At 69.4% G+C, this 19,571-nt stretch carries 23 protein-coding genes; 11 read left to right on the forward strand and 12 right to left on the reverse strand.

All coding sequences use genetic code 11. From position 1 onward, the window contains the following. The first annotated feature begins 72 nt into the window (after positions 1–72). Positions 73–891, forward strand: coding sequence for an SAM hydrolase/SAM-dependent halogenase family protein (locus tag GBA65_RS14595; RefSeq protein ID WP_166397176.1), 819 nt, complete (start codon positions 73–75; stop codon positions 889–891). Between the two features lie 44 nt (positions 892–935). Further along, complete coding sequence (locus GBA65_RS14600) at positions 936–1,568, forward strand: hypothetical protein (RefSeq protein ID WP_166397177.1); 633 nt, start codon at positions 936–938, stop codon at positions 1,566–1,568. A 475-nt stretch (positions 1,569–2,043) separates the two neighbouring features. Here GBA65_RS14600 and GBA65_RS14605 read toward each other — a convergent pair whose 3' ends face one another. The 7 genes from GBA65_RS14605 to dnaK all read right to left on the reverse strand — a co-directional run bounded on the left by GBA65_RS14605 (position 2,044) and on the right by dnaK (position 8,000). After that, a complete protein-coding gene (locus GBA65_RS14605) occupies positions 2,044–2,622 on the reverse strand; it encodes a hypothetical protein (protein ID WP_166397178.1) in 579 nt (192 codons plus the stop codon). Between the two features lie 664 nt (positions 2,623–3,286). Next, the gene (locus tag GBA65_RS14610; protein ID WP_166397179.1) at positions 3,287–3,775 is read right to left on the reverse strand and encodes a B-box zinc finger protein; all 489 of its coding nucleotides are present in this window, start codon (positions 3,773–3,775) and stop codon (positions 3,287–3,289) included. Continuing rightward, positions 3,776–4,195 (reverse strand): MerR family transcriptional regulator, encoded by a 420-nt coding sequence (locus tag GBA65_RS14615; protein ID WP_207955794.1) that lies wholly within the window; start codon positions 4,193–4,195, stop codon positions 3,776–3,778. 1 nt (position 4,196) lies between these two features. Then, the gene (locus GBA65_RS14620) at positions 4,197–4,403 is read right to left on the reverse strand and encodes a hypothetical protein (protein ID WP_166397180.1); all 207 of its coding nucleotides are present in this window, start codon (positions 4,401–4,403) and stop codon (positions 4,197–4,199) included. A 43-nt stretch (positions 4,404–4,446) separates the two neighbouring features. Then, positions 4,447–5,328 carry a DnaJ domain-containing protein gene (locus tag GBA65_RS14625; protein ID WP_166397181.1) on the reverse strand — a complete coding sequence of 294 codons (882 nt, stop codon included), beginning with the start codon at positions 5,326–5,328 and terminating at the stop codon, positions 4,447–4,449. An 8-nt stretch (positions 5,329–5,336) separates the two neighbouring features. Continuing rightward, positions 5,337–5,882 (reverse strand): nucleotide exchange factor GrpE, encoded by a 546-nt coding sequence (locus GBA65_RS14630; protein ID WP_166397182.1) that lies wholly within the window; start codon positions 5,880–5,882, stop codon positions 5,337–5,339. Positions 5,883–6,101: 219 nt separating this feature from the next. After that, positions 6,102–8,000: a molecular chaperone DnaK gene (gene dnaK / locus GBA65_RS14635; protein ID WP_166397183.1), complete on the reverse strand. Its 1,899-nt coding sequence runs from the start codon at positions 7,998–8,000 to the stop codon at positions 6,102–6,104. Between the two features lie 163 nt (positions 8,001–8,163). On the opposite strand from dnaK, the gene GBA65_RS14640 reads away from it, so the two are divergent. From GBA65_RS14640 to GBA65_RS14655, 4 genes are read left to right on the forward strand one after another with little or no spacing between them, the layout of a single operon-like run. Beyond that, complete coding sequence (locus GBA65_RS14640; protein ID WP_166397184.1) at positions 8,164–8,877, forward strand: response regulator transcription factor; 714 nt, start codon at positions 8,164–8,166, stop codon at positions 8,875–8,877. Positions 8,878–8,891: 14 nt separating this feature from the next. Continuing rightward, on the forward strand, positions 8,892–10,823 hold the full coding sequence (locus GBA65_RS14645; RefSeq protein ID WP_166397185.1) for an ATP-binding protein: 1,932 nt from the start codon (positions 8,892–8,894) through the stop codon (positions 10,821–10,823). Between the two features lie 49 nt (positions 10,824–10,872). Continuing rightward, entirely contained in the window at positions 10,873–12,060 is a 1,188-nt protein-coding gene (locus GBA65_RS14650) for a TolB family protein (RefSeq protein ID WP_166397186.1), read from the forward strand. After that, on the forward strand, positions 12,057–12,569 hold the full coding sequence (locus GBA65_RS14655; protein WP_166397187.1) for a hypothetical protein: 513 nt from the start codon (positions 12,057–12,059) through the stop codon (positions 12,567–12,569). The genes GBA65_RS14650 and GBA65_RS14655 overlap by 4 nt, the downstream gene beginning before the upstream one ends. On the opposite strand, the gene GBA65_RS14660 is transcribed toward GBA65_RS14655, so the two are convergent. Next, positions 12,519–13,241 (reverse strand): hypothetical protein, encoded by a 723-nt coding sequence (locus tag GBA65_RS14660; protein WP_166397188.1) that lies wholly within the window; start codon positions 13,239–13,241, stop codon positions 12,519–12,521. The genes GBA65_RS14655 and GBA65_RS14660 overlap by 51 nt on opposite strands. Further along, positions 13,234–13,689 (reverse strand): YtxH domain-containing protein, encoded by a 456-nt coding sequence (locus tag GBA65_RS14665; protein ID WP_166397189.1) that lies wholly within the window; start codon positions 13,687–13,689, stop codon positions 13,234–13,236. Before GBA65_RS14665 ends, GBA65_RS14660 begins: the two co-directional genes overlap by 8 nt. A 484-nt stretch (positions 13,690–14,173) precedes the next feature. On the opposite strand from GBA65_RS14665, the gene GBA65_RS14670 reads away from it, so the two are divergent. The 3 genes from GBA65_RS14670 (at position 14,174) to GBA65_RS23315 (ending at position 15,672) form a co-directional block, all read left to right on the forward strand. Further along, a complete protein-coding gene (locus GBA65_RS14670; RefSeq protein WP_166397190.1) occupies positions 14,174–14,680 on the forward strand; it encodes an MOSC domain-containing protein in 507 nt (168 codons plus the stop codon). Next, positions 14,680–15,369, forward strand: a complete 690-nt coding sequence (locus GBA65_RS14675; RefSeq protein ID WP_207955795.1) for a Gfo/Idh/MocA family protein — start codon at positions 14,680–14,682, stop codon at positions 15,367–15,369. Before GBA65_RS14670 ends, GBA65_RS14675 begins: the two co-directional genes overlap by 1 nt. Positions 15,370–15,534: 165 nt before the next feature. Continuing rightward, positions 15,535–15,672, forward strand: a complete 138-nt coding sequence (locus tag GBA65_RS23315; protein ID WP_207955796.1) for a hypothetical protein — start codon at positions 15,535–15,537, stop codon at positions 15,670–15,672. A gap of 21 nt (positions 15,673–15,693) precedes the next feature. Here GBA65_RS23315 and GBA65_RS14680 read toward each other — a convergent pair whose 3' ends face one another. The 3 genes from GBA65_RS14680 to GBA65_RS14690 are packed head-to-tail and all read right to left on the reverse strand — an operon-like array spanning position 15,694 to position 17,262. After that, entirely contained in the window at positions 15,694–16,641 is a 948-nt protein-coding gene (locus tag GBA65_RS14680) for a 2-phosphoglycerate kinase (protein ID WP_166397191.1), read from the reverse strand. A gap of 43 nt (positions 16,642–16,684) precedes the next feature. Continuing rightward, entirely contained in the window at positions 16,685–16,825 is a 141-nt protein-coding gene (locus GBA65_RS14685; RefSeq protein ID WP_166397192.1) for a hypothetical protein, read from the reverse strand. Between the two features lie 17 nt (positions 16,826–16,842). Then, complete coding sequence (locus GBA65_RS14690) at positions 16,843–17,262, reverse strand: DUF4126 domain-containing protein (protein WP_166397193.1); 420 nt, start codon at positions 17,260–17,262, stop codon at positions 16,843–16,845. An 81-nt stretch (positions 17,263–17,343) separates the two neighbouring features. Here GBA65_RS14690 and GBA65_RS14695 point away from each other — a divergent pair, with 81 nt between their 5' ends. Together GBA65_RS14695 and GBA65_RS14700 are read left to right on the forward strand one after the other, a co-directional pair. Then, a complete protein-coding gene (locus tag GBA65_RS14695; RefSeq protein WP_207955797.1) occupies positions 17,344–18,726 on the forward strand; it encodes a glycine--tRNA ligase in 1,383 nt (460 codons plus the stop codon). 39 nt (positions 18,727–18,765) lie between these two features. Then, positions 18,766–19,485, forward strand: coding sequence for a sulfotransferase-like domain-containing protein (locus tag GBA65_RS14700; RefSeq protein WP_166397194.1), 720 nt, complete (start codon positions 18,766–18,768; stop codon positions 19,483–19,485). Positions 19,486–19,571 lie beyond the last annotated feature (86 nt).

The following is a 19,571-nucleotide window of genomic DNA, read 5'->3' on the forward strand; positions in this document are numbered from 1 at the left end:
GAGAGCGAGGCGCTCGGGAGGGTGGGCCGCGGGCGCACGGCTCGCGGGGGCCCGGGAATCTATACTACGGCCATGAGACCCATCTGCTTTCTCTCGGACTTTGGGCTCGGTGACGACTTCGTCGGGTTGTGCAAGGGCGTGATCTCCCGCCTGGCGCCCGGCGCGAACGTGATCGACCTCTCCCACGAGGTGCCCGGCTTCGGGATACAGGCCGGGGCGGAGATCCTGGAGCACGCAACGGGCTACATGCCGGAGGATACGGTCTACCTCGCCGTGGTGGACCCCGGGGTGGGCACGGAGCGGCGCGGCCTGGCCCTGGAAACCGCCGGGGGCACCTTCCTCGTGGGCCCCGACAACGGCCTCCTGGCGCCCGCGGCGGAGGCCATGGGCGGCGTGGCGCGCGCCGTCTCGCTCACGAACCGGGAGTACCAGATCCTCCCCGTCTCCAACACCTTCCACGGCCGGGACGTCTTCGCCCCCGCCACGGCCCACCTGGCCTCGGGGCTCGACGTCGCGAAGCTGGGGGAGCCCGTAGCGCCGGGGTCGCTCGCCCGGGTGGACCTCCCCGGCGCGGAGGAACGGGGCGACGGCTCGTTCGTGGCCACGATCCTCGGCGTGGACCGCTACGGGAACGCCAGGCTCTCGGTGCGTCAGGACGAGGCCGGCTTCGGATTCGGCGCGACGCTGCAGGTCGAGACCGGCGAGGGCGTCATGGCCGTCCGGTACGTGGAGACCTTCGGCTCCTCCAAGGGCGGCGACCTGATCATGGTGCCGGATTCGCACCGTCGCCTGAGCTTGTGCGTGAACCGGGGCAACGCCGCCCGGGCGCTCGCCTTGAAGGCCGGGGATCGCGTCCTCCTCAAGCACCCCCGCCGGGATGAGCCCGGATGACCGGAGGCTCCTCCCCCCAGCTCCCGCCGGAGGCTCGGCGGCGCGTGCTTCGCGCGGCCCTGCTACGGCCCTGGCCCCTGATCGTGCTCGTCATCGGGCTGGTCTTCTTCGCGCTGACCCTGACGTGGTGGGCGCTGCCCCTCACCGCCGCGACGTACGCGGCCCTCGTCGCCCTGGCCGTCCGCGACCCGATCTTCCAGACGCTCGTCCTCGAAGGCCGCGAGAAGGCCCGGCTGCTGGCGCAGAGCCGGGCCCGCCAGATCTCGGGCCAGACCCCCAAAACGCGCGCCCGTCGGCTACGGGAAGGAGAGACGCGAGACAGGCTGGAGGCGGCGCTCGAAGCCCGCGAGCGCGTGCTCGTGGCGATCAACGGATCGGATGAGGAGACGCGGAACCTGTTCGCCGGCGCCGTCCCACAGCTCGAACGGGCCGCGGAGCTCCTCGTGGACCTCGCCGAGGCGCGGGAGCAGGCGCCGCAGGAGGAGCGTAACCCCGGCGCGCTCTCCGCCATCGACGCGGAGCTCTCCCGGGCGCCCGAGCGGTTTCACGCCCTCAGGTCGGAGGTCGTCCGCGCCTCCATCGAGAGCGACGCCGACGCCCGGGACAGGGCCGAATCCGTGAGGGAGTCACTGGACGAGACCAACCGGCGGCTGCGAGAGCTTAGAGCAAGCGCATAACCCGCGGTCTCGACGCGTTTTTCCGCCGTTTTCCCCTCGAACCAAGGCCCTCACGAGTAGCTCTCGGCGGCGCTCCCTGCCTACCCCTCGAGATCCAGGCCCCCGGCACCTCCTCGAGCGTACGGCGATGCGCGCCCGGGCCGCGCCGCGACCTAGGATCGGCAAACACGGCCGACGTGGGCATCGTGAACGCGGTGCGGGAAGGCCCTTCGTAGAAGAAGCGGTGTGCAGCAGACGACCAGAGGTCCTCGGTCGGGTACCGCCACGAGGAAAACGAGGAATCCCTCGAACGTCCCCGTCTATTCCGTGCGTCGACGGCTTGGCAAACAAGTCCTACATGTTCGCGGGACCACGGGCCGAAGCCGGGCCGAAGGAGCGGGGGATGCGGTCCGCAGGGAGGGAATGAGAGAGGGGTCCGTAACGGGGTTACGAAGAGAGACCGATGCGGTTGTGGGTGCGGGCGTCGGGGAACGTGTCAGGCGGAGCTGGCGCGCCAGCCCTGTCCGTCCTCGCTGTCCTCTTCCCCCTCCTGCTCCTCGACGGGGGCGGGCTCGGCGGGCCTCGTGGTCTTCGTGAGCGCCGGGGAGGAGCTGGTCAACTCCTGACGGGACTCCCCGACGGAGACCAGCGAGTCCTCGAACCAGTTCTCGAGCTGGCCCATGACCCTGTCGCGGTAGACCTCGGAGCCGCCCTCGATCTCACGAGCGTAGCGCTCCGCGCGATCTATGGTCTCGGCCGCCCGCCGCTGCGAGCGCCGGTAGAGTTCGGTATCCAGGACGCTGGCCTCGGCGCGCTCGTGCGCGTCCTCCACGATCCTGCGCGCCTCTTCCTCCGCCGCCGCGACGACCGCCGCACACTCCCGGCGGATGGACTCGGCCTCCGACAACTCCGCGGGCAACGAGCCACGGAGCTCGTCCAACATCACGAGCAGGTCCGCGCGATCCACGACCGCCCGCCCCCTGCGCATCGGCACGCGAGAAGCGTCCTGAACGATCGCCTCCAACTCGTCCAATACTCCGCTGATGTACTCCATGTCCTCTCTCATGGCTTCCAACCCTAGCACGGCTCTTCAGGCTACGCTAGCGATTCTGAAAGTATTTTTCGGAGCTTAACCTAAAGCTAAGATCCACTTTCACCTGCGTATCAACTTCGGTTATATCTCTGGGTAAGGTCACTATATCCGGACCAGCGTTCGAAAGCGTTTTCGGCTTAGATATGCCTCTTCAAAGAATGTGCCGGCGCCGGCAAACTCCGTTCTCCGAAGGGTGAAGCGGGATAGCAGGTGCAGATATGCCCCAAAACAGGTAGTCGGCGCCGGTACAGGGAGCCCGGTATGCTCGGTGCCGGAGCATGCGTAACCGTCGCCCCTCGGCACCGTCCGGACATTCTTATTGCTAGCCTTTTGTAACCCGTTTCGAGACCTTGTAAGAAGGATGGGCGGCGCTCCTGTCGTGAAGCCGGAGATGCGACTCCACTCCTCATCGTGGACCCGCAGGGGCTGCGCCAGCCTGGAGGAGCTACGGTTGGGGTTGCTCGGGACTGCAAGCTGGCGCCTCTTGGGTCTTACCCTTCGGGTCTTGGATGTCGTGTTGGCGAGGGTCTCCCCGGATTGGTAGCGCCGAGATTGTCCGCCGCGCCGTCGACGGAGCGGCGGCAAGGCCGGGGGCGGGCGATGCCGAGCTAGGTGGCGAGTTTGACCTGCAGGGTGCTTCGAGGCCTCAGGAGCCGCGGCTGTTGTAGATGGCGAAGCCTATGGCGACGAGGGGCTCCAGGATCGCGAAGGGGCTGATGTTCCCCTCGAGCAGGCGCGGACCGAGGAACGGCAGGAACGCGAGGGCGACCGCGACGCCGGCGATGGTCATGGCTACCGGGCCGCCGTTGCGACCGCCGGCGCGCAGGATCAGGGTCCCGGCCCCGTAGCCCGCGAGGCCGCAGAGTATGAGGCTGCCGGCGCCGATCTGGGTGGCGAGGAAGGCGACCGGCAGCCCGACGACCACGACCGCGAGCCCGGCGAGGAGGCTCCACAGGACCTGGTTCGTCTTCATCACGCCCGTGCGGGCGCTCCTGGGGAGCCTCGCGTCGTCGGGGCACTTGATGCCCACGTCCGTCTGCCTCATGCACTCGGTGCAGATGGGGCGGCCGCAGGTCGCGCAAGAGACGCGCGTCTCCCTCTTCGGATGCCGGTAGCAGTACCTCGTCTCGGCCACTTAAGACTCCCTCCGACGGCGCCTCTCGTCGCGCGCGCGGTCGCTCCTCACGACCTCCCCGCGCGGCAGCACCATGATCTCACGCTTATAACTCCGGTGTATCTCCTGGACGGTCGTGCCGTGCTCCGCCTTCTGGCGCTCCAGCTCCTCGCGCAGCTGCGCGTTCTCGACCTCCGCCCTCGCGAGCTTCCCCTCCAGGTCCAAGACCTTCCTGACGCCGGCGAGGTTCATCCCCATCTCCTGGGTAAGCTTCTGGATGTACCTCCCGAGCTCCACGTCCTCCTGCGAGTAGAGCCGGGTGTTCTTAATGCTCTTGCGCGGCCGGAGCAGGCCCTTCTGCTCGTACATCCGCAAGGTCTGCGGGTGGACCCCGATCAGCTCGGCCGCCACCCCGATCATGAAGACGGGACGCCTTCTCACGCTACGACGCCTCCTCCGCCTCGCGAGAGAGCCTCAGCAACTCCCCGCGCACGTCCTCGTCCCTCTCGTCGGCGAGGGCCTCGAGGATCTCCTTCTCCCGCCTCGTGAGCGTCTTCGGCACCACGATCCGCGCCCGGACGACGAGATCACCCGGCCCCTCGCCGCGCGCCCGCGCGGCCCCGACCTTGGGCGCCCCGGCCCCGCGCACCCGGAAGCGCTTGCCGTCCTGCGTCCCGGGGGGAGCTTGAGCCTCACCGTCCCACCCGAGGGCCTTGGCACCTCGATCTCCGCCCCAAAGCCGCCTCGACGAAGCTGACCGGCGCCTCGACCACGAAGTCGTCCCCGCGCCGCTCGAAGACGGGATGCTCCTCGACCCGAGTCGTGACGTAGAGGTCCCCCGGGGGCCCGCCCTTCCTCCCGGCGCTCCCCCTGCCGGCGAGCCGAACCCGCGTTCCGGTCTTCGCGCCGGCCGGTATCCGGACGCTGACCTGCCTGTTCTTCCGCAGACGCCCGGCGCCCGAGCACCGCCGGCACGGCTTCTCCACGACCGTCCCCTCTCCCCCACACCGGCCACACGGCTCCGAGAGGGCGAAGAAGCCCTGATCCCGACTCCTCACCCCGCGCCCGCCGCACTCCGGACAGGGGCGCGGAGCGGTCCCCGGCGCGGCCCCGGTCCCGCGGCAATCCTCGCAAGAATCCTCGACGGGCGCCGAGACGCGCGTCGTTACCCCCTCCAGCGCCTCCTTGAACTTCAGGTTCACGGTAACTGTTACGTCGTCGCCGCGGACCGCCTGGGGCCTGCCCCGCGCACCACCGCTCGCGCCGCCGAATACGTCGCCGAAGCTGCCGAAGATGTCCGAGAGGTCGCCGAAGTCCCGCAGGTTGGTCTGGGTCCCCTGCGTCGATTGACCGAAGAAAGACCTGGGGCCCTCGTCGTACTCACGCCGCTTCTCCGGGTTGGAGAGCACCTCGTAGGCGTGCTGGATCTCCTTGAAGCGCTCCTCGGCGCCCTTGTCGTTGGGGTTGGCGTCGGGATGGTACTTGCGCGCCAACCGGCGGTAGGCGCGCCGGATCTCATCCTGCGTCGCCCCCTTCGAGACCTCCAGCGCCTTGTACAGATCCGCCGTCGCCATACCTCTACCTATTTCGCAACTATAACCTTGGCGGGGCGGATCGCCCTGCCGTTCAACATGTAGCCCCGCTCGAGGGTCTGGATGACGGTGTCCTCCTCGTGTTCGTCGGAGGGCTGCCCCATGACGGCCTCGTGGACAGACGGGTCGAAGCTCGCGCCGTCGGAGTCGACGGGGGTGAGCCCCTGGCCCTCCAGGATGGAGACGAGTTGATCTCGCGTGGCGCGCACGCCCTCGCGGATGTCGCCCTCCGCGACGAGGGCGCGATCGAGGTTATCGAGCACGGGCAGGAGCTCGCGGACCAGCCTCTCGGAGGCGGACTGGACGAACCGCGCCCGGTCCCTCTCCATGCGCTTGCGGGAGTTCTCCATCTCGGCCTTCATGCGGCGCATGTCGTCGAGGTAGCCGTCGCGCTCGCGGCGGGCCGTCTCCAGCTCGGCCCCGAGGGCGATGATCTTCTCGCGCTCGGCGATGATCTCCTCGCGGGCGAGCTCGGCCTCCTCCTCGGGGTCCGCCTCCGGCTCCTCCTCGAACGCTTCATCGTCGAGTTCGGGCACGACGCCGGGGTCCTCGGAGCCCCCGACCTCTACCGGCTCGGAGGCCGGGTCCGTCGCCTCCGGCGGGAGGTCGCCTTCGCGCTGCTCCTCTTCCGGGTTGCGGGCTCCTCCCCGTCCGGGCGGCGCTGCTCTTCGTCTCTCAAAGCTTGCCTACACCTCCTGGGCCCAGGGCGAAGGCGCGGGGCCCGGGGCCCCGCGCCTTCGCCCGCTCGGGGGTCTTTACCTCTTGCCTTCGTCGGTCTCGTCGTCGACGATCTCGGCGTCCTCGACCACGTCGTCCTCCGGGCCGTCGGCGGTGGCCGAAGCCTGGCTCCCCTGGGCGTTCTGGTAGAGCACCTCGGAGAGCTTGTGGGAGGCGGTCAGGAGGGCCTCCTGCTTCTGCTTGATCCTCTCGACGTCGTCGCCGGCGAGGGCCTCCTTCGTCTCCTTGATGGCGTCCTCGATCTCGCCGCGCGTGGCGGCGTCGACCTTGCCGTCGACGTCCTTGAGGGAGCGCTCGATGGAGTAGACGAGGTTGTCCGTGTTGTTGCGGACGTCCGCCTCCTCCTTGCGCCGGCGGTCCTCCTCGGCGTGCGACTCGGCGTCGCGGACCATCTGCTCGATGTCCCGATCGTCGAGGCCGCTGGAGGCGGTGATGGTGATCCGCTGCTCCTTGCCCGTCCCGAGGTCCTTGGCGCCGACGTTCACGATGCCGTTCGCGTCGATGTCGAAGGTGACCTCGATCTGCGGGACGCCGCGCGGCGCGGGCGGGAGGCCGACAAGCTGGAAGTTGCCGATCAGCTTGTTGTAGGCCGCGATCTCGCGCTCGCCCTGGTAGACCTTGATCTCGACCGAGCCCTGGTTGTCGTCGGCCGTCGTGAAGACCTCACTCTTACGTGTAGGTATAGTCGTGTTCCGCTCGATAAGCTTCGTCATCACGCCGCCCTTGGTCTCGATGCCGAGGGAGAGCGGGGTAACGTCGAGGAGCAGGACGTCCTTGACCTCGCCCGCGAGCACGCCGGCCTGGATGGCGGCGCCGATCGCGACGACCTCGTCCGGGTTGATGCCCTTGTTGGGCTCCTTGCCCGTGATCTCCTTGACCTTCTCCTGGATGGCCGGGATGCGGGTCGAGCCGCCGACGAGGATGATCTGGTCGATCCCGCCGCCGTCGAGCCCCGCGTCCTTCATGGCCTGGCGGACCGGGCCGGCCGTCCCCTCGACGAGGTCGGCGGTCAGGTTGTTGAACTGCGCCCGCGTGAGCGTCAGGTCGAGGTGCTTGGGGCCGTTGGCATCGGCGGTGATGAACGGCAGGTTGATGGAGGTGCTCGTCGTCGAAGAGAGCTCCCTCTTGGCCTTCTCGGCGGCCTCGACGAGGCGCTGGGTCGCCATCTTGTCCTTGGAGAGGTCTATCCCCGAGTCCTTCCTGAACTCGGAGACGATCCACTCGACGACCTTCTGGTCGAAGTCGTCGCCGCCGAGGTGGTTGTTCCCGCTCGTCGCCTTGACCTCGAAGACGCCCTCGCCGAGCTCGAGGATGGAGACGTCGAACGTGCCGCCACCGAGGTCGAAGACGAGGATGGTCTGCTCGTTCTCCTTGTCGAGCCCGTAGGCGAGCGCCGCCGCCGTCGGCTCGTTGATGATCCGCTTGACGTTGAGCCCGGCGATCCTGCCGGCGTCCTTCGTCGCCTGTCGCTGCGCGTCCTCGAAGTAGGCCGGCACGGTGATGACGGCCTCGGTGACCTCGTCCCCGAGGTACTCCTCGGCGTCCCTCTTCAGCTTCTGGAGGATCATCGCGGAGATCTCGGCCGGAGAGTAATCCTTCTCGCCGGCCCGCACGCGCAGGTCGCCGCCCGGCCCGTCGACCACCTCGTAGCCCACGTTCCCGGCCTCGTTCGAGACCTCGCGGTACCTGCGGCCCATGAAGCGCTTCACGGAGTAGACGGTCCGGTCCGGGTTGGTCACCGCCTGGCGGCGCGCGAGCTGGCCCACCAGCCGGTCCCCGCTCTTGCGGTCGAAGGCCACCACCGAAGGCGTCGTCCGCTCGCCCTCGGAGTTGGTGATGACCACCGGGTCGCCACCCTCCAGGACCGCGACACAACTGTTCGTCGTACCGAGGTCTATGCCAATGCTCTTGCCCATGCGGTCTCCTCGAAGTCGTTCGTCGATAATCTAAGGCACGGGCAGTATAAAATCTAAGTCTGCGGCGTTCAAGTTTTTTGTTCGGTTCATGGGAGTATAATTTTGGCGGAAAGTACCGGATGATGTTGCCGGAGCTGCGGGGGGTGGGAGGTCTTGGGGGGTCTTGGAAGAAACAATCTTACTCGTTGACGACGACGCGGCGCTCCTCGAGGTCATGTCGATCGTGCTCTCTTCGGAGGGGTACCGGGTCATCACGGCGATGGACGGCCAGGAGGCCCTGAAGGAGGTCGGGCGGGAGAAGCTGGACCTCGTCATCCTGGACATCATGCTGCCGAAGATGAGCGGCTTCGAGGTCTTGAAGAAGATCAGGGAGAGCTCCGACGTCCCTGTGGTGATGCTGACGGCGAAGAGCCAGTCCGTGGACAAGGTCGTGGGGCTGGAGCTCGGGGCCGACGACTACATCACCAAGCCCTTCGACACCAAGGAGCTTCTCGCGCGCATCCGCGCGATCCTCAGGAGGTTCGGGCGGCAGGAGGGGAGGAGCCGGGACGGGACCCTGCGGCTCGGGCCGCTGGAGCTCGACCCGAACGGCTACACCGTGACGCGGAGCGGCGACGTCCTCGTGCTCACGCCCACGGAGTTCAAGATCCTGGCGCTCCTGATGAGGCGTCCGGGGCGGGCGTTCACGCGCACCCAGATCTCCGAGGCCGTCTCGACGGCGTCGCACTACCTGGCGAGCCGCTACATCGACGTGCACATCAGCAGGCTCAGGGCCAAGATCGAGCGGGACCCGAAGGCGCCGGAGATTATCCAGACCGTCCCGAGCGTCGGGTACCGGGCGGCCCGGCCGCGTTCGAGCGCGACCCGCAGCGCCTGAGGCGAGGTCCCCGAGTGGTCTCCGAGAAGGTTCGCAAGGGCAGGTCCCTACCGGGGCGGCTCTCGTTCAGGGCGCGGGTCTTCGCCGCGCTCGTGGGCATCTCGGCGACGACGAGCCTCGTGATCGGCCTCGTCCTCTACTACTTCGCCGAGGACCGGCTCGTCGCTCAGGAGCGGGAGCTCTTGATACAGCGCTCGCGGACGGCGAACGCGGGGGCCGGGGTCTTTCTGGAGGGCCTGCGCAACCCGGAGAGCGGGGACCTCCCCGCCCCCGACGCCTACGCCGAGGAGCTCGTCCGCTCGGTCGCGGACCCGACGGGGCTCGGGGTGCTCTACGCGGGCCCGGACGGGGAGCCCCTCGCGGCGAGGGACGGCGCCGGGAGGCCGGTCTCCCCCGAGAGGGCGTACGAGAGGCTCGGCCTGAACGGGGAGGTCCTCGAGAGGGCCGAGGGTTCCCCGAGGGGCGAGGGGAGGATCGTGCGCCTCGGGGGCGACGGGGGCGGCGGGGCGCCGCGCTACGTGGCCGTCTGGCCGCTCCTGGGGACGAACGAGACGGCGCAGGGCGTCCTCGTCTACGACTCACCGGAGAGGGGGCTCGAGGAGACGCTGGCGTTTCTGCGCTACGGCATTCTCGGGGCCATCGGGACGAGCGTGCTGCTCGTGGGGGCGGCGAGCCTCATCCTGGCGCGACAGATCACGCGCCCCCTCTCCGACACCCGCGACGCCGCGATAAGGGTGGCCTCGGGGGACTACAGCTTCGTGCCCGTGAGGGGGAACGACGAGCTCGCCGAGGTGGCCCGCTCCTTCAACTTCATGGCGAGGGAGGTGCAGCACTACGTCGGCGAGATGCGGCGCCAGAAGGGGCGCCTGGAGGCGGTCCTCGAAGCCTCGCCGGAGGCCGTCGTCGCCACGGACGCCTCCGAGAAGATAACCATGTCCAACCCCGCCGCCGAAAGAATCCTCGGCATAGACCCGGCCCACGACCACGGCCGCCCGCTCGAGGGGCTCGGCGCCCCGAAGGCGCTGCTCGAGTGCCTGCGCGAGGCCACGAGGACCGGCGCCGCCGTCCACGAGATCGAGGTCGGCGAGAAGACCTACTGGGCCTACGCCGCCCGTATGCAGGACCCGAAACACGCCGCGACGGACGGGGATCATGGCGCCGTCGAGGGCGCCCCCGGCGGCGGCGCGATCCTGGCCGTCCGGGACATAACGGAGTACCGCTCGCTGGAGAGGGCGAAGACCGCCTTCGTCTCGGACGTCTCGCACGAGCTCAGGACGCCGCTGACGACCATCCAGAGCGCGCTCGACCTCATCGAGCGGGCGCGGGAGAGGTTGGATCCCCTGGAGCACAGGGCGCTCGAGCTCGCCGACGGGGAGCTCAAGCGCATCCGCGGGATGGTCGAGGAGCTTCTGACCCTCGCCCAGATGGACTCGCGCCAGTACTCCCTGGAGGTCGCGCCGAGCGACCTCGACGAGGTCGTCAGGAGCGCCATCAGCGGCATAGAATCCAAGGCCCAGAGGTTCGGCATCGAGCTCCGCTACGACCCCTCGGACAGCTCCCCCCACACCACCTGCGTCTGCGACGCGCAGAAGATCTACCAGGTCCTGCTCAACCTGCTCGACAACGCCATAAAGTACTCGGACCCGGGCGGGAGGGTGCGCGTCTACGTCCTGGACGGGCGCGACTACGTGACGGTGCGCGTCTCGGATACGGGGGTCGGCATCCCGGAAGAGGACCTGCCCCAGCTTTTCGACCGCTTCTACCGGGTGAACAAGGACCGCTCGCGGACGACCGGCGGCAGCGGCCTGGGCCTGGCCATCTCCAAGCAGATCGTCGACCTGCACGGCGGCGCCCTCGCCGTGCGGAGCACGGTCGGCGTCGGCTCCACCTTCGACGTCCGGCTCCCGAAGTCCCCCGTCCCCCGCTCCGCCAGCTATGCGATCTAGCCGGGAGCGGGCTCCGCTCCGCGCTGCGCTCCTCCTGGCGCTCTTGCTCGTGCCGGGAGCGGCTGGCTGCGGGTTTCTCTCGGCCGCCGGGCCCGTGGAGGAGGGCGTCATAGAGCCCGCTTCGCCCGCCGGGGCCCCGGCGGACCTGGATCTCGGGCCGGGCGTGCGCCCCTTGAGCCTCGGGCCCGGGGACAAGAGCTCCCCGCGTGTCAGCCCCTCCGGCGACCGCGTGGCGTTCGTCCTCGACGGCTACGTCGTCGAGAAGCCGCTGTACGCTCAAGACCCCGGGGTCCGGACGGAGGAGGGCTTCTCCGCCACGAGCGCGGACTGGCTCGCTGGTGAGAACCTGGCAGTGCTGGGCCCGGGCTCGGGCAGGGGCTCCCCGGCGCAAGACGCGCAGGCCGACTCGCTGTTCGTCGTCCATCCTGACGAGACCCCGGAGATCAGCGAGGCCGTGGAGGGCGTGCGGGGCACCGGCGCGCAGCCGGGCGGGGGCTCCGTCGTCGCCGTCGTGGAGACGCCAGGGGTCGGGCCGGAGGCCGCCCTCGTCCGGCTGCGCGCGGGCGGGGACGTGGCGAGAAGCTTCCCGGCCGACCTCCGGGGACGCGTCTCGGGCCTCTCCCTCTCCCCGGACGGCCGCGAGGTCGCGATGGCCGTCCGGATCCAATCCGGCAGGGACGACGGCAGGGTGGAGCTCGCGACCTACCGCTTCTCCGAGGGCGAGCCCCGGCGCGTCGCCCTCCTGGAGGAGGGGCTCGAGGTGATCGGGGCGCCCCAGGCGACCTCGCGGGGCCTCTACTTCGTCGCCGGGGAGGAGGGAGACGAGGAGGCGGACTACGCCCTCTACCGCGTCCCCGAGGGCTCGGAGGAGTACGAGCCCGTGCGCGGGGTCGGCGAGGACTTCGTCCCCGCGAGCATCGCGGTCTCGCCGGACGGCGGCAGCCTCGCCGTGCTGGGCCGGCGGAGCTCCCGCTCCCCCACCGACCTCTACGTCCTCGACCTCGCCTCGGACTCCCTGGACGCGGTCACGGCGAACGAGAACATGGAGATCAAGACGAAACCGGGCGACCTCGCCTGGTCCCCCGACGGCTCGCTCGTCGTGGTCGTCGCTCGCGGCGCCCTGCCGGGCCCGAAGGTCTACGGCTCCCCAGCCAAGGACCTGTCGAGCGCCTTCTACAACGTCTACGGGGTGCCGGTCGGGACGGCCATCCGGGCTTCCGGGGGCAGGCAGAGGTGAGGAGCGCCCTCTTCTGGCTCGCCGGGGCTTCGCTCGCCTTCTTCGCGACGGCCGGGGCGTTCCTGGTGCTCGCCAACTTCGGCACCGCGCCGAAGGCGAGCGACCCCATCCCTCGCAGCGAGCCCTCCGGCGGGACACCGCGGGGCCCGGAGCTCGCCCTCAGCTTCTCCGAGGAGGGGCTCGGGGGGCTGGAGAGGAGCCGCAACCAGACGCTGACGCTCTACCTCGAGAACAGAGGCGAGGAGGAACTGAGGAGCGTGGAGCTAGAGCTTGCGGTCTCCTCCGAGGACACCGCTTACCCCAGGGTGCGCCGCTACGACGAGACGGTGACGAGGCTCGCGCCCGGCGAGGTCGAGGCGATCGACCTGACCGTGGACCTCTCCCGCCCCCGCCGGTGGGGGCGCCGCGGTCCTCGACGAGGAGGCCGGCGACGACCGGGAGATCCTGGAGGCCCGGGCCTACGCGCCCGGCGTGCCCCCGTCGTCGAGACGGCGGTCGTCTCGCCCTGAGCTAGCGCCGGAGCTTCTCCGGCTCGGGGACATCCGGGCCCCGCCGGGGCCCTGGGGCGAGAGCGTGACGGGCGACGGGGCGCCGCCCAGCACCGGGAGCTTCACCCGTCCCATGAGGCCGCGGGCGCGCTCGCCGATCTCGACCGTGTTCCCGAAGTCCGCCCGGGCGAGCGTGTAGGGCAGGCCGAGCCTGAAGCCCCTGCGCAGCGGCTCCCAGCCGTTCTCCAGCAAGAACCGGGTGGGGATGTGCCGCGAGAGCCCGAGGTCGCTCCCGATCGCCTCGACCCCGCCGAAGCCCCGCGTCTTCAAGTCGCGCGCCACGCGCACGAGGAGGTGCCTGCGCGCCCTCGGGTCCCCCTCCAGGTACGCCAGAAGGGCGGCGTCGGAGCCCAGGGGCCCGACGGGGTAGAGGTCGGCGCGCGGCAGGTAGGCGTGCGGGCCGTAGACGGCGAACCCCATCACCTCGTCGCCCCGCTTCATCACGAGCCCGGCCGTACCCCAGGCGTCGGTGACCTCCTCGTACCACTCCTCGGACGAGAAGGCCCCCTGCGTCCAGTACGAGACCACCGCCTCGAGACCGGGGATCTCGCGGGCGTCGGCGCCCGAGATCTCCGAGATCGCCGGGATAAAGGGCAGCGGCCTCATCTTCAAGCCGAGACCGAGCCTACCCATTCCGCCCTTCCGGGTCCGTCCCGGGCTCGCCGAGCCGCGACCGGAGGCGAGAGCGGGTCTCCTGGATCCTGCGCCGGAGCTCCTCGGGGTCCCCCTCCGGGGGCGCCGCGGCGTCGACCCTATCTTCTCCGGAGACGTCGCGAAGCGGAGGCACATCCGGCGGGAAGACCGGCGGAGGCTCCACGGGCTCCGGGTCGGACGTAGGCCCGACGGTCAGATCCAACTCCTCCTCGCGAACGGGCGGAGCGTCGCGGGCCTCGGCCGCGCGCTCCCGCGCCCGCTCCCGGGCTTCGAAGTAGCTCTCCCGACCACGCTCGCGAGCCTCACCGGCCCGGGAGGCGATCGAACCTCGAAGCTCCCTGCCGCTCCGGGGAGCGAGGAGGATGCCTGCCAGCGCGCCCGCGAGGCCGCCGAGTACGAAAGTGCCGACCTTCTGCTTGTCCAGCATACAGCGTATACCTCCTGACGCGTCACCTTATTCTACCCCCTCGGGGACGGAGACACCTGCCGCACAACCCACGGGCACGAACGTACCCAGCAGCGCCCCACACTAAGGCGAGCCCTCCGCACCGAGCCGCCCGTCGCCGTTAGAGACCGCCGCGCTTGCCGACCGCGATCGCGGCGGGGTAGACTTCCGGGCTCGGGATTCATCGAAACAGGCCCTATAAGCCGGCGGAGCAGCCCGCAAGCCTGGGACAAAACGGGTGTGCGATCCCCTGGGATACCGTCCCCGCGCAATCACGAGGCCTCCGGGCTTTCGCGATGGTTCTCGGGCTCGTACTTCTAAAAGACGGTGTCCGCTCATCGGCTCGACCGGGGCATGGGTACCGATGCGGGGCGGGCAGGCGTGGGTTGGGGCGCCAGGTGCTCGAACTCGTCTGCCTCGCTGCGGAATACCAAGGGTCCGGGGAGGGGAAGGAGGGTCTCGGGGTATGCGAGGTGTAGAAGAAGGGTGGCTGCGGTGGAGGGGCGCGGTCGTCTCCGTCCACGTGGACGCCGGGGCGCCCATGCGTGCCGCCGAGGCCGTGCGCGCCGTGCGAGGACGCGGGCTCGAGGGCGACCGGTACCAAGACGGCAGGGGTTACTACTCCGACCATCCGGGTCCCATGCGCGAGGTGTCCCTGATCGAGGAGGAGACGGTGGAGGCCCTGGAGCGGGACCACGGGATGGTGCTCTCGCCCGGCGAGACCCGGCGAAACGTGATGACCCGGGGCGTCCCCCTCGACCACCTCGTGGGGCGCGAGCTCCAGGTCGGGGAGGCGATCCTGGAGGGCGTCGAGCTGTGCGAGCCGTGCGTGCATCTCGTGGCGGTGACCGGCAAGCGCGGCCTCTTGCCCGACCTGGTCCATCGCGGGGGCCTCCACGCCAGGGTGGTGGAGAGCGGCACGGTCCGAAGCGGCGCCCCCGTCGAGGAGCTGCGCGACGGGGGGTCGTTCTGATGTTCCGCGTCGCCGTCTTGAGCTTCTGGCACGTCCACGCCCGGGACTACGCCGGGGAGGCCGAAGAGCACCCCGGGGCCGAGGTCGTCGCGGTATGGGACGAGGATCCCCGCCGCGGAAGGGCCGAGGCCGAGGGGAGAGGGGTGGACTTCCACGAGGATCTCGACGAGGTGCTCGCGCGCGAGGACGTGGACGGCGTCGTCGTCACCACCCCGACCGTCGCCCACCGCGAGGTCATCCCGGCCGCCGCCGGGGCGGGGAAGCACGTCTTCACCGAGAAGGTCGTAGCCCCGACGCTGCGGGAGGCCGAGGAGATAGCCGCGGAGGCCGGGCGCGCGGGCATCGCCTTCGTCGTCTCCCTGCCCAGGCTCTACGCCGGATACACGAGCGCCATCGCCGAGATCATCGATAGGGGCGAGCTCGGGGAGATCACCTACCTGCGCGTGCGCGTCTCCCACGACGGCGCCCTGCCCACGGAGACCCACCCCGGAGGCTGGCTGCCGGAGCGTTTCTTCGACCCGCGGGAGTCCGCCGGGGGCGTGACCATCGACTTCGGGGCGCACCCGCTCTACCTCGTGGCCCGCCTGCTCGGCGTGCCGGAGGAGGTAAGTGCTGCGTACGGGTGCTTCACGGGAGGGGCGTCGAAGACAACTCCGTCGTCGCCCTGCGATACCCGAACGGCTCGATAGGCGTGGCCGAGGCCTCCTTCGTCGGCTCCTCCGTGCCCTTCCTCGTGGAGGCGCACGGCACGCGGGGAGCCTGCTCTACGACGGGGACGGTGGGATCAGGCTTCGGAGGTCGTCGACCTCCCCTGGGAACACCGCGAGACCCCGCCGGACGGGCCGTCGCCCTTCGTGCGGTGGGTGGACCTCGCCTCCCGCGGCGAGACCGACGGGGAGAACGTACGCGCCGCCCTGAACCTGAGCGCGCTGGCAGAGGCGGCCAACCTCTCGGCCGCCGAGGGCCGCCCGGTGCGTCCGGGTCTGGCTTAGGGGCGCGCCGGGGGGTGTGGCCTACGAGCCCCGGCTCGTATCCAGGAGCAGGGAGTCCGCGCGGCGGGCCTTCTCGGCGATGCCGGAGACCCGGTTCGCGACGAAGGCGACCGCGGCGTCCGAGGTCGCCTCGATGGAGATGTTCTCTATGGTGTAGGTGCCGGCGCGAGCCGCGCTCTCGGTGATGTAGTCGTGGATCTTGCGTATCCCTTCGAAGTGGGCGATGTACTCCTCGGCGGGGCGGCGCATCGACGTCCCGAGGGCTCGCACGTAGAAGCGGTCGCGGTGGGCGTCCTCGTCGGAGAGGTAGACCACGAGGCAGCAGACGTTCGGGTGGTCCTTGTAGCGCTGCATGATGATCTCGGGCGCCAGGTGCACGCCCTCGACGACGAGGTTCGTCCCCTCCTTCAGCCCGCGTTCGACGATCGCCTCGACCCCGACGGAGACCTGCGAGGACTGGGCCCGGAAGCCGAAGAGCACCGTCTCGTCGTCCTCCACCGGCACCCTTATGTCCTCGGCGGTGATCTCGAAAGAGCTCTTGTGCAGGATCGGGAGGAGGTCCGGGCTTATGGCGCGGCGGAGGACCTCGCGGATGGAGTCCGTGCCGATCACGCTCTGTATGTTCAGCCTTCTCGCGACGTCGGCGGCGAGCGTACTCGTCCCCACCCCCGTCGCCCCGCCTATGAGCACCACGACGGGCTCGGTCGTCTCGCGCAGGATGCGCCACTTGTCGAGGCGCGGGACCACGAGGGCGTCCGTCATCTGGAGCTTGGCGCGGACGCGGGCGAGGACCTCTTCCTCCTCGACGGTGAGGCGCTCCTCCGCCAGAAGCTCGGCGCGGACCTCGCTGGCTATGCGGTAGGCGATCTCCATGCGGGCGCCGGCCTGGCAGAGGGTCTGGGCCAACACGCCGCGCGAAAACGGGGTCTCGCGCCCGCTCTTGATGATCGTGATCTCCCGCTCCTGCATAGCACCCTCCACACCGGGCGCCGGTACGCCCTCCCTCGGGCGCCTAGTCGCCCAGAATCCGGAGCCCGCCGAACTTCTTGCCCCGCCTCCTCCGGATCCGGAAGAAGAAGTACAGCAGGAACGCGACGAGCGCGAGCGGTAGCAGGGGCACCAGCACCGCGAGGACGCCGCCGACCAGCGCCACCGCGTCCTCGATCGTGCTCAGAAAGGACGAGGAGACCCCGCGGAGGTGCCGTCCGACCGGGGACGCAGGACGTACTTGAGGACCGCGACGACGCCCGCGATCACGCCGCCGGCCACAAGCTCCGGGATCGCGCCGGCGTCCAGGCCCTCGCGCAGGGCGAGCGCGAAGAGGACGGCGCCCGCGGCGATGCGCAGCGGCGTCTGGATCACGTTCAGCGTCTTCTGGAGGGACGAGACCTTGTCCAGCCCGGTCTCGAGGAGCGCGAGCACGACGAAAGCGCCGATCGCGGCCCAGTCGTCGACGAAGCCGAAGGGCGCGGGTAGCTCGAACAGCCCGAGGCGGGCGGAGAGCCCGACGAGGGCGAGCGGGAGAAAGGCCCTGACCCCCGCGACGGAGGCGAGCCCGATCCCTATTCCGATTGCAAGCAAAGTTTCCATGCGCCCGATTATACCCGCTACCCGCGCGGGGCAACTTTGCTAATATCTCCTGATTCGGTGTTCTAGTTTCTCGGAGGGCTCGTGTCGCAGACCGTTACCATGGACAAGATAGTGGCGTTTTGCAAGCGCCGGGGCTTCGTGTACCAGAGCTCGGAGATCTACGGCGGCATCCGCTCCTCCTACGACTACGGCCCTTTGGGCGTCGAGATGAAGCGGAACATAAAAGAAGAATGGTGGCGCAGGCTCGTCCACATGCGCGAGGACGTCGTCGGCCTCGACGCCGCGATCATAATGCACCCTAGAGTGTGGGAGGCCTCCGGCCACACGGCGACCTTCAACGACATGCTCGTCGAGAGCCGCACGAGCGGGAGGCGCTACCGGGCCGACCACCTTATAGAAGACGCGACCGGGGCGGACGCCGAGGGGATGAGCGCCGAGGAGATGACGAAGATCATCGCCGAGGACGACCGAATCAAGGACCCCGTGGACGGGGGCCGCGACTTCGCCCCGGTCAGGCCGTTCAACCTGATGTTCGAGACGTACACCGGCCCCGTGAAGAGCCCGGAGAACGTCGTCTACCTCAGGCCGGAGACGGCGCAGGGGATCTTCGTGAACTTCAAGAACGTCACGCAGACGACCCGGGTAAAGGTGCCGTTCGGGATCGCTCAGCAGGGGAAGTCTTTCAGAAACGAGATCACGCCGGGCAACTTCATCTTTCGCACCCGCGAGTTCGAGCAGATGGAGATGGAGTTCTTCGTGGAGCCGGGGACGGACGAGGAGTGGCACGAGTACTGGCTGGAGCAGCGCTGGAACTGGTACACGTCCCTGGGCATAAACCCCGAGAACCTCCGCTTCTACGAGCACCCCAGGGAGAAGCTCTCCCACTACGCCAAGCGTACGGTGGACATCGAGTACAACTTCCCGTTCCGCGGCTGGTCCGAGCTCGAGGGCATCGCGAACAGGACGGACTTCGACCTCAAGCAGCACGCCCAGTTCTCCGGCGAGAACCTGGAGTACTTCGACCAGGGGACGAACAAGCGCTACGTCCCGTACGTCATCGAGCCGGCGGCCGGACCCGACAGGATCATGCTCGCCTTCCTCGTCGACGCGTACAGGGAGGAGGAGGTGAACGGGGAGAGCCGGACCGTCCTCAAGCTCCACCCTAGAATCGCCCCGACGAAGGCGGCGGTCTTCCCCCTCTCTAAAAAGGAGCCCGTCTCGACGATCGCGCGCCAGCTCTACGACGAGCTGAAGGGCGACTACCGCCTCTTCTACGACGACTCCGGCTCCATCGGCCGGCGCTACCGCCGCCAGGACGAGGCCGGCACGCCGTTCTGCGTCACCGTCGACTTCGAGACGGCGGAGGACAAGCAGGTCACGATCCGCGACCGCGACACGCTGGAGCAGGAGCGCGTCCCGATCACGGCCGTGCGCGAGAGGCTGCAGGGGCTGATCTCCGGCTAGGAGCCGAACGGCTCCCGTTCCCTAGAAAGAGGACTTCCCTTGGCTGACGAGAGACCCATCGCGCTCTGGGCCGTGCCCCGGTCGATCTCCACGGCGTTCGAGCGCGTCTTCGTGGAGCGGGGCGACTTCCGCATCCTGCACGAGCCGTTCTCGATGTCCTACTACTTCTCGCCGGAGCGCCGGAGCGAGCGCTTCGACGGGGAGGAGATAAAGGAGGAGCACCGCTACGAGAAGGTCCTCGCGGAGGTCTTGGCCCCCGGGGAGAGGCCGGTCTTCTTCAAGGACATGGCCTACCACATCGCGCCGATCATGGATCGGGAGCTCGTGGGCCGTATCAGGAACACGTTCCTGATGCGCGACCCGCGCGCCGTCATCGCCTCGTACGCCAGAAAGTGGCCGGACTTCACCTTCGAGGAGGCGGGCTACGAGGAGCTGTACCGCCTCTACGGTTACGCCGTCGAGGACGGGCAGGACCCGGCGGTGATCGACGCCCAGGACCTCTCCGAGAACCCCGACGCGGTGGTCGCGGCCTACTGCGACTCCCTGGGCATCGACCACAAGCCCGAGGCCCTCACCTGGGAGCCGCGCGAGATCCCGGAGTGGGAGGTGTGGGACGGCTGGCACGACAGCGCCCAGGAGAGCACCGGCATCGGCAAGCTCGAGCGCAAGGAGGTGGATCTCCCCGACGACCTCGAAGAGATCTACCGCCGCTGCCTCCCCTACTACGAGGCCCTGTACGCCGAACGCCTGCGCGTCTGACGGCTACGCCGGGAGCTCTCCCGGCACAGGAGGGGCGCCACCGCTATAAAGCGGTGGCGCCCCTCCCGCATCCGGTACTCGGCGGT

Source organism: Rubrobacter marinus, assembly GCF_011492965.1.
GTDB lineage: Bacteria > Actinomycetota > Rubrobacteria > Rubrobacterales > Rubrobacteraceae > Rubrobacter_F > Rubrobacter_F marinus.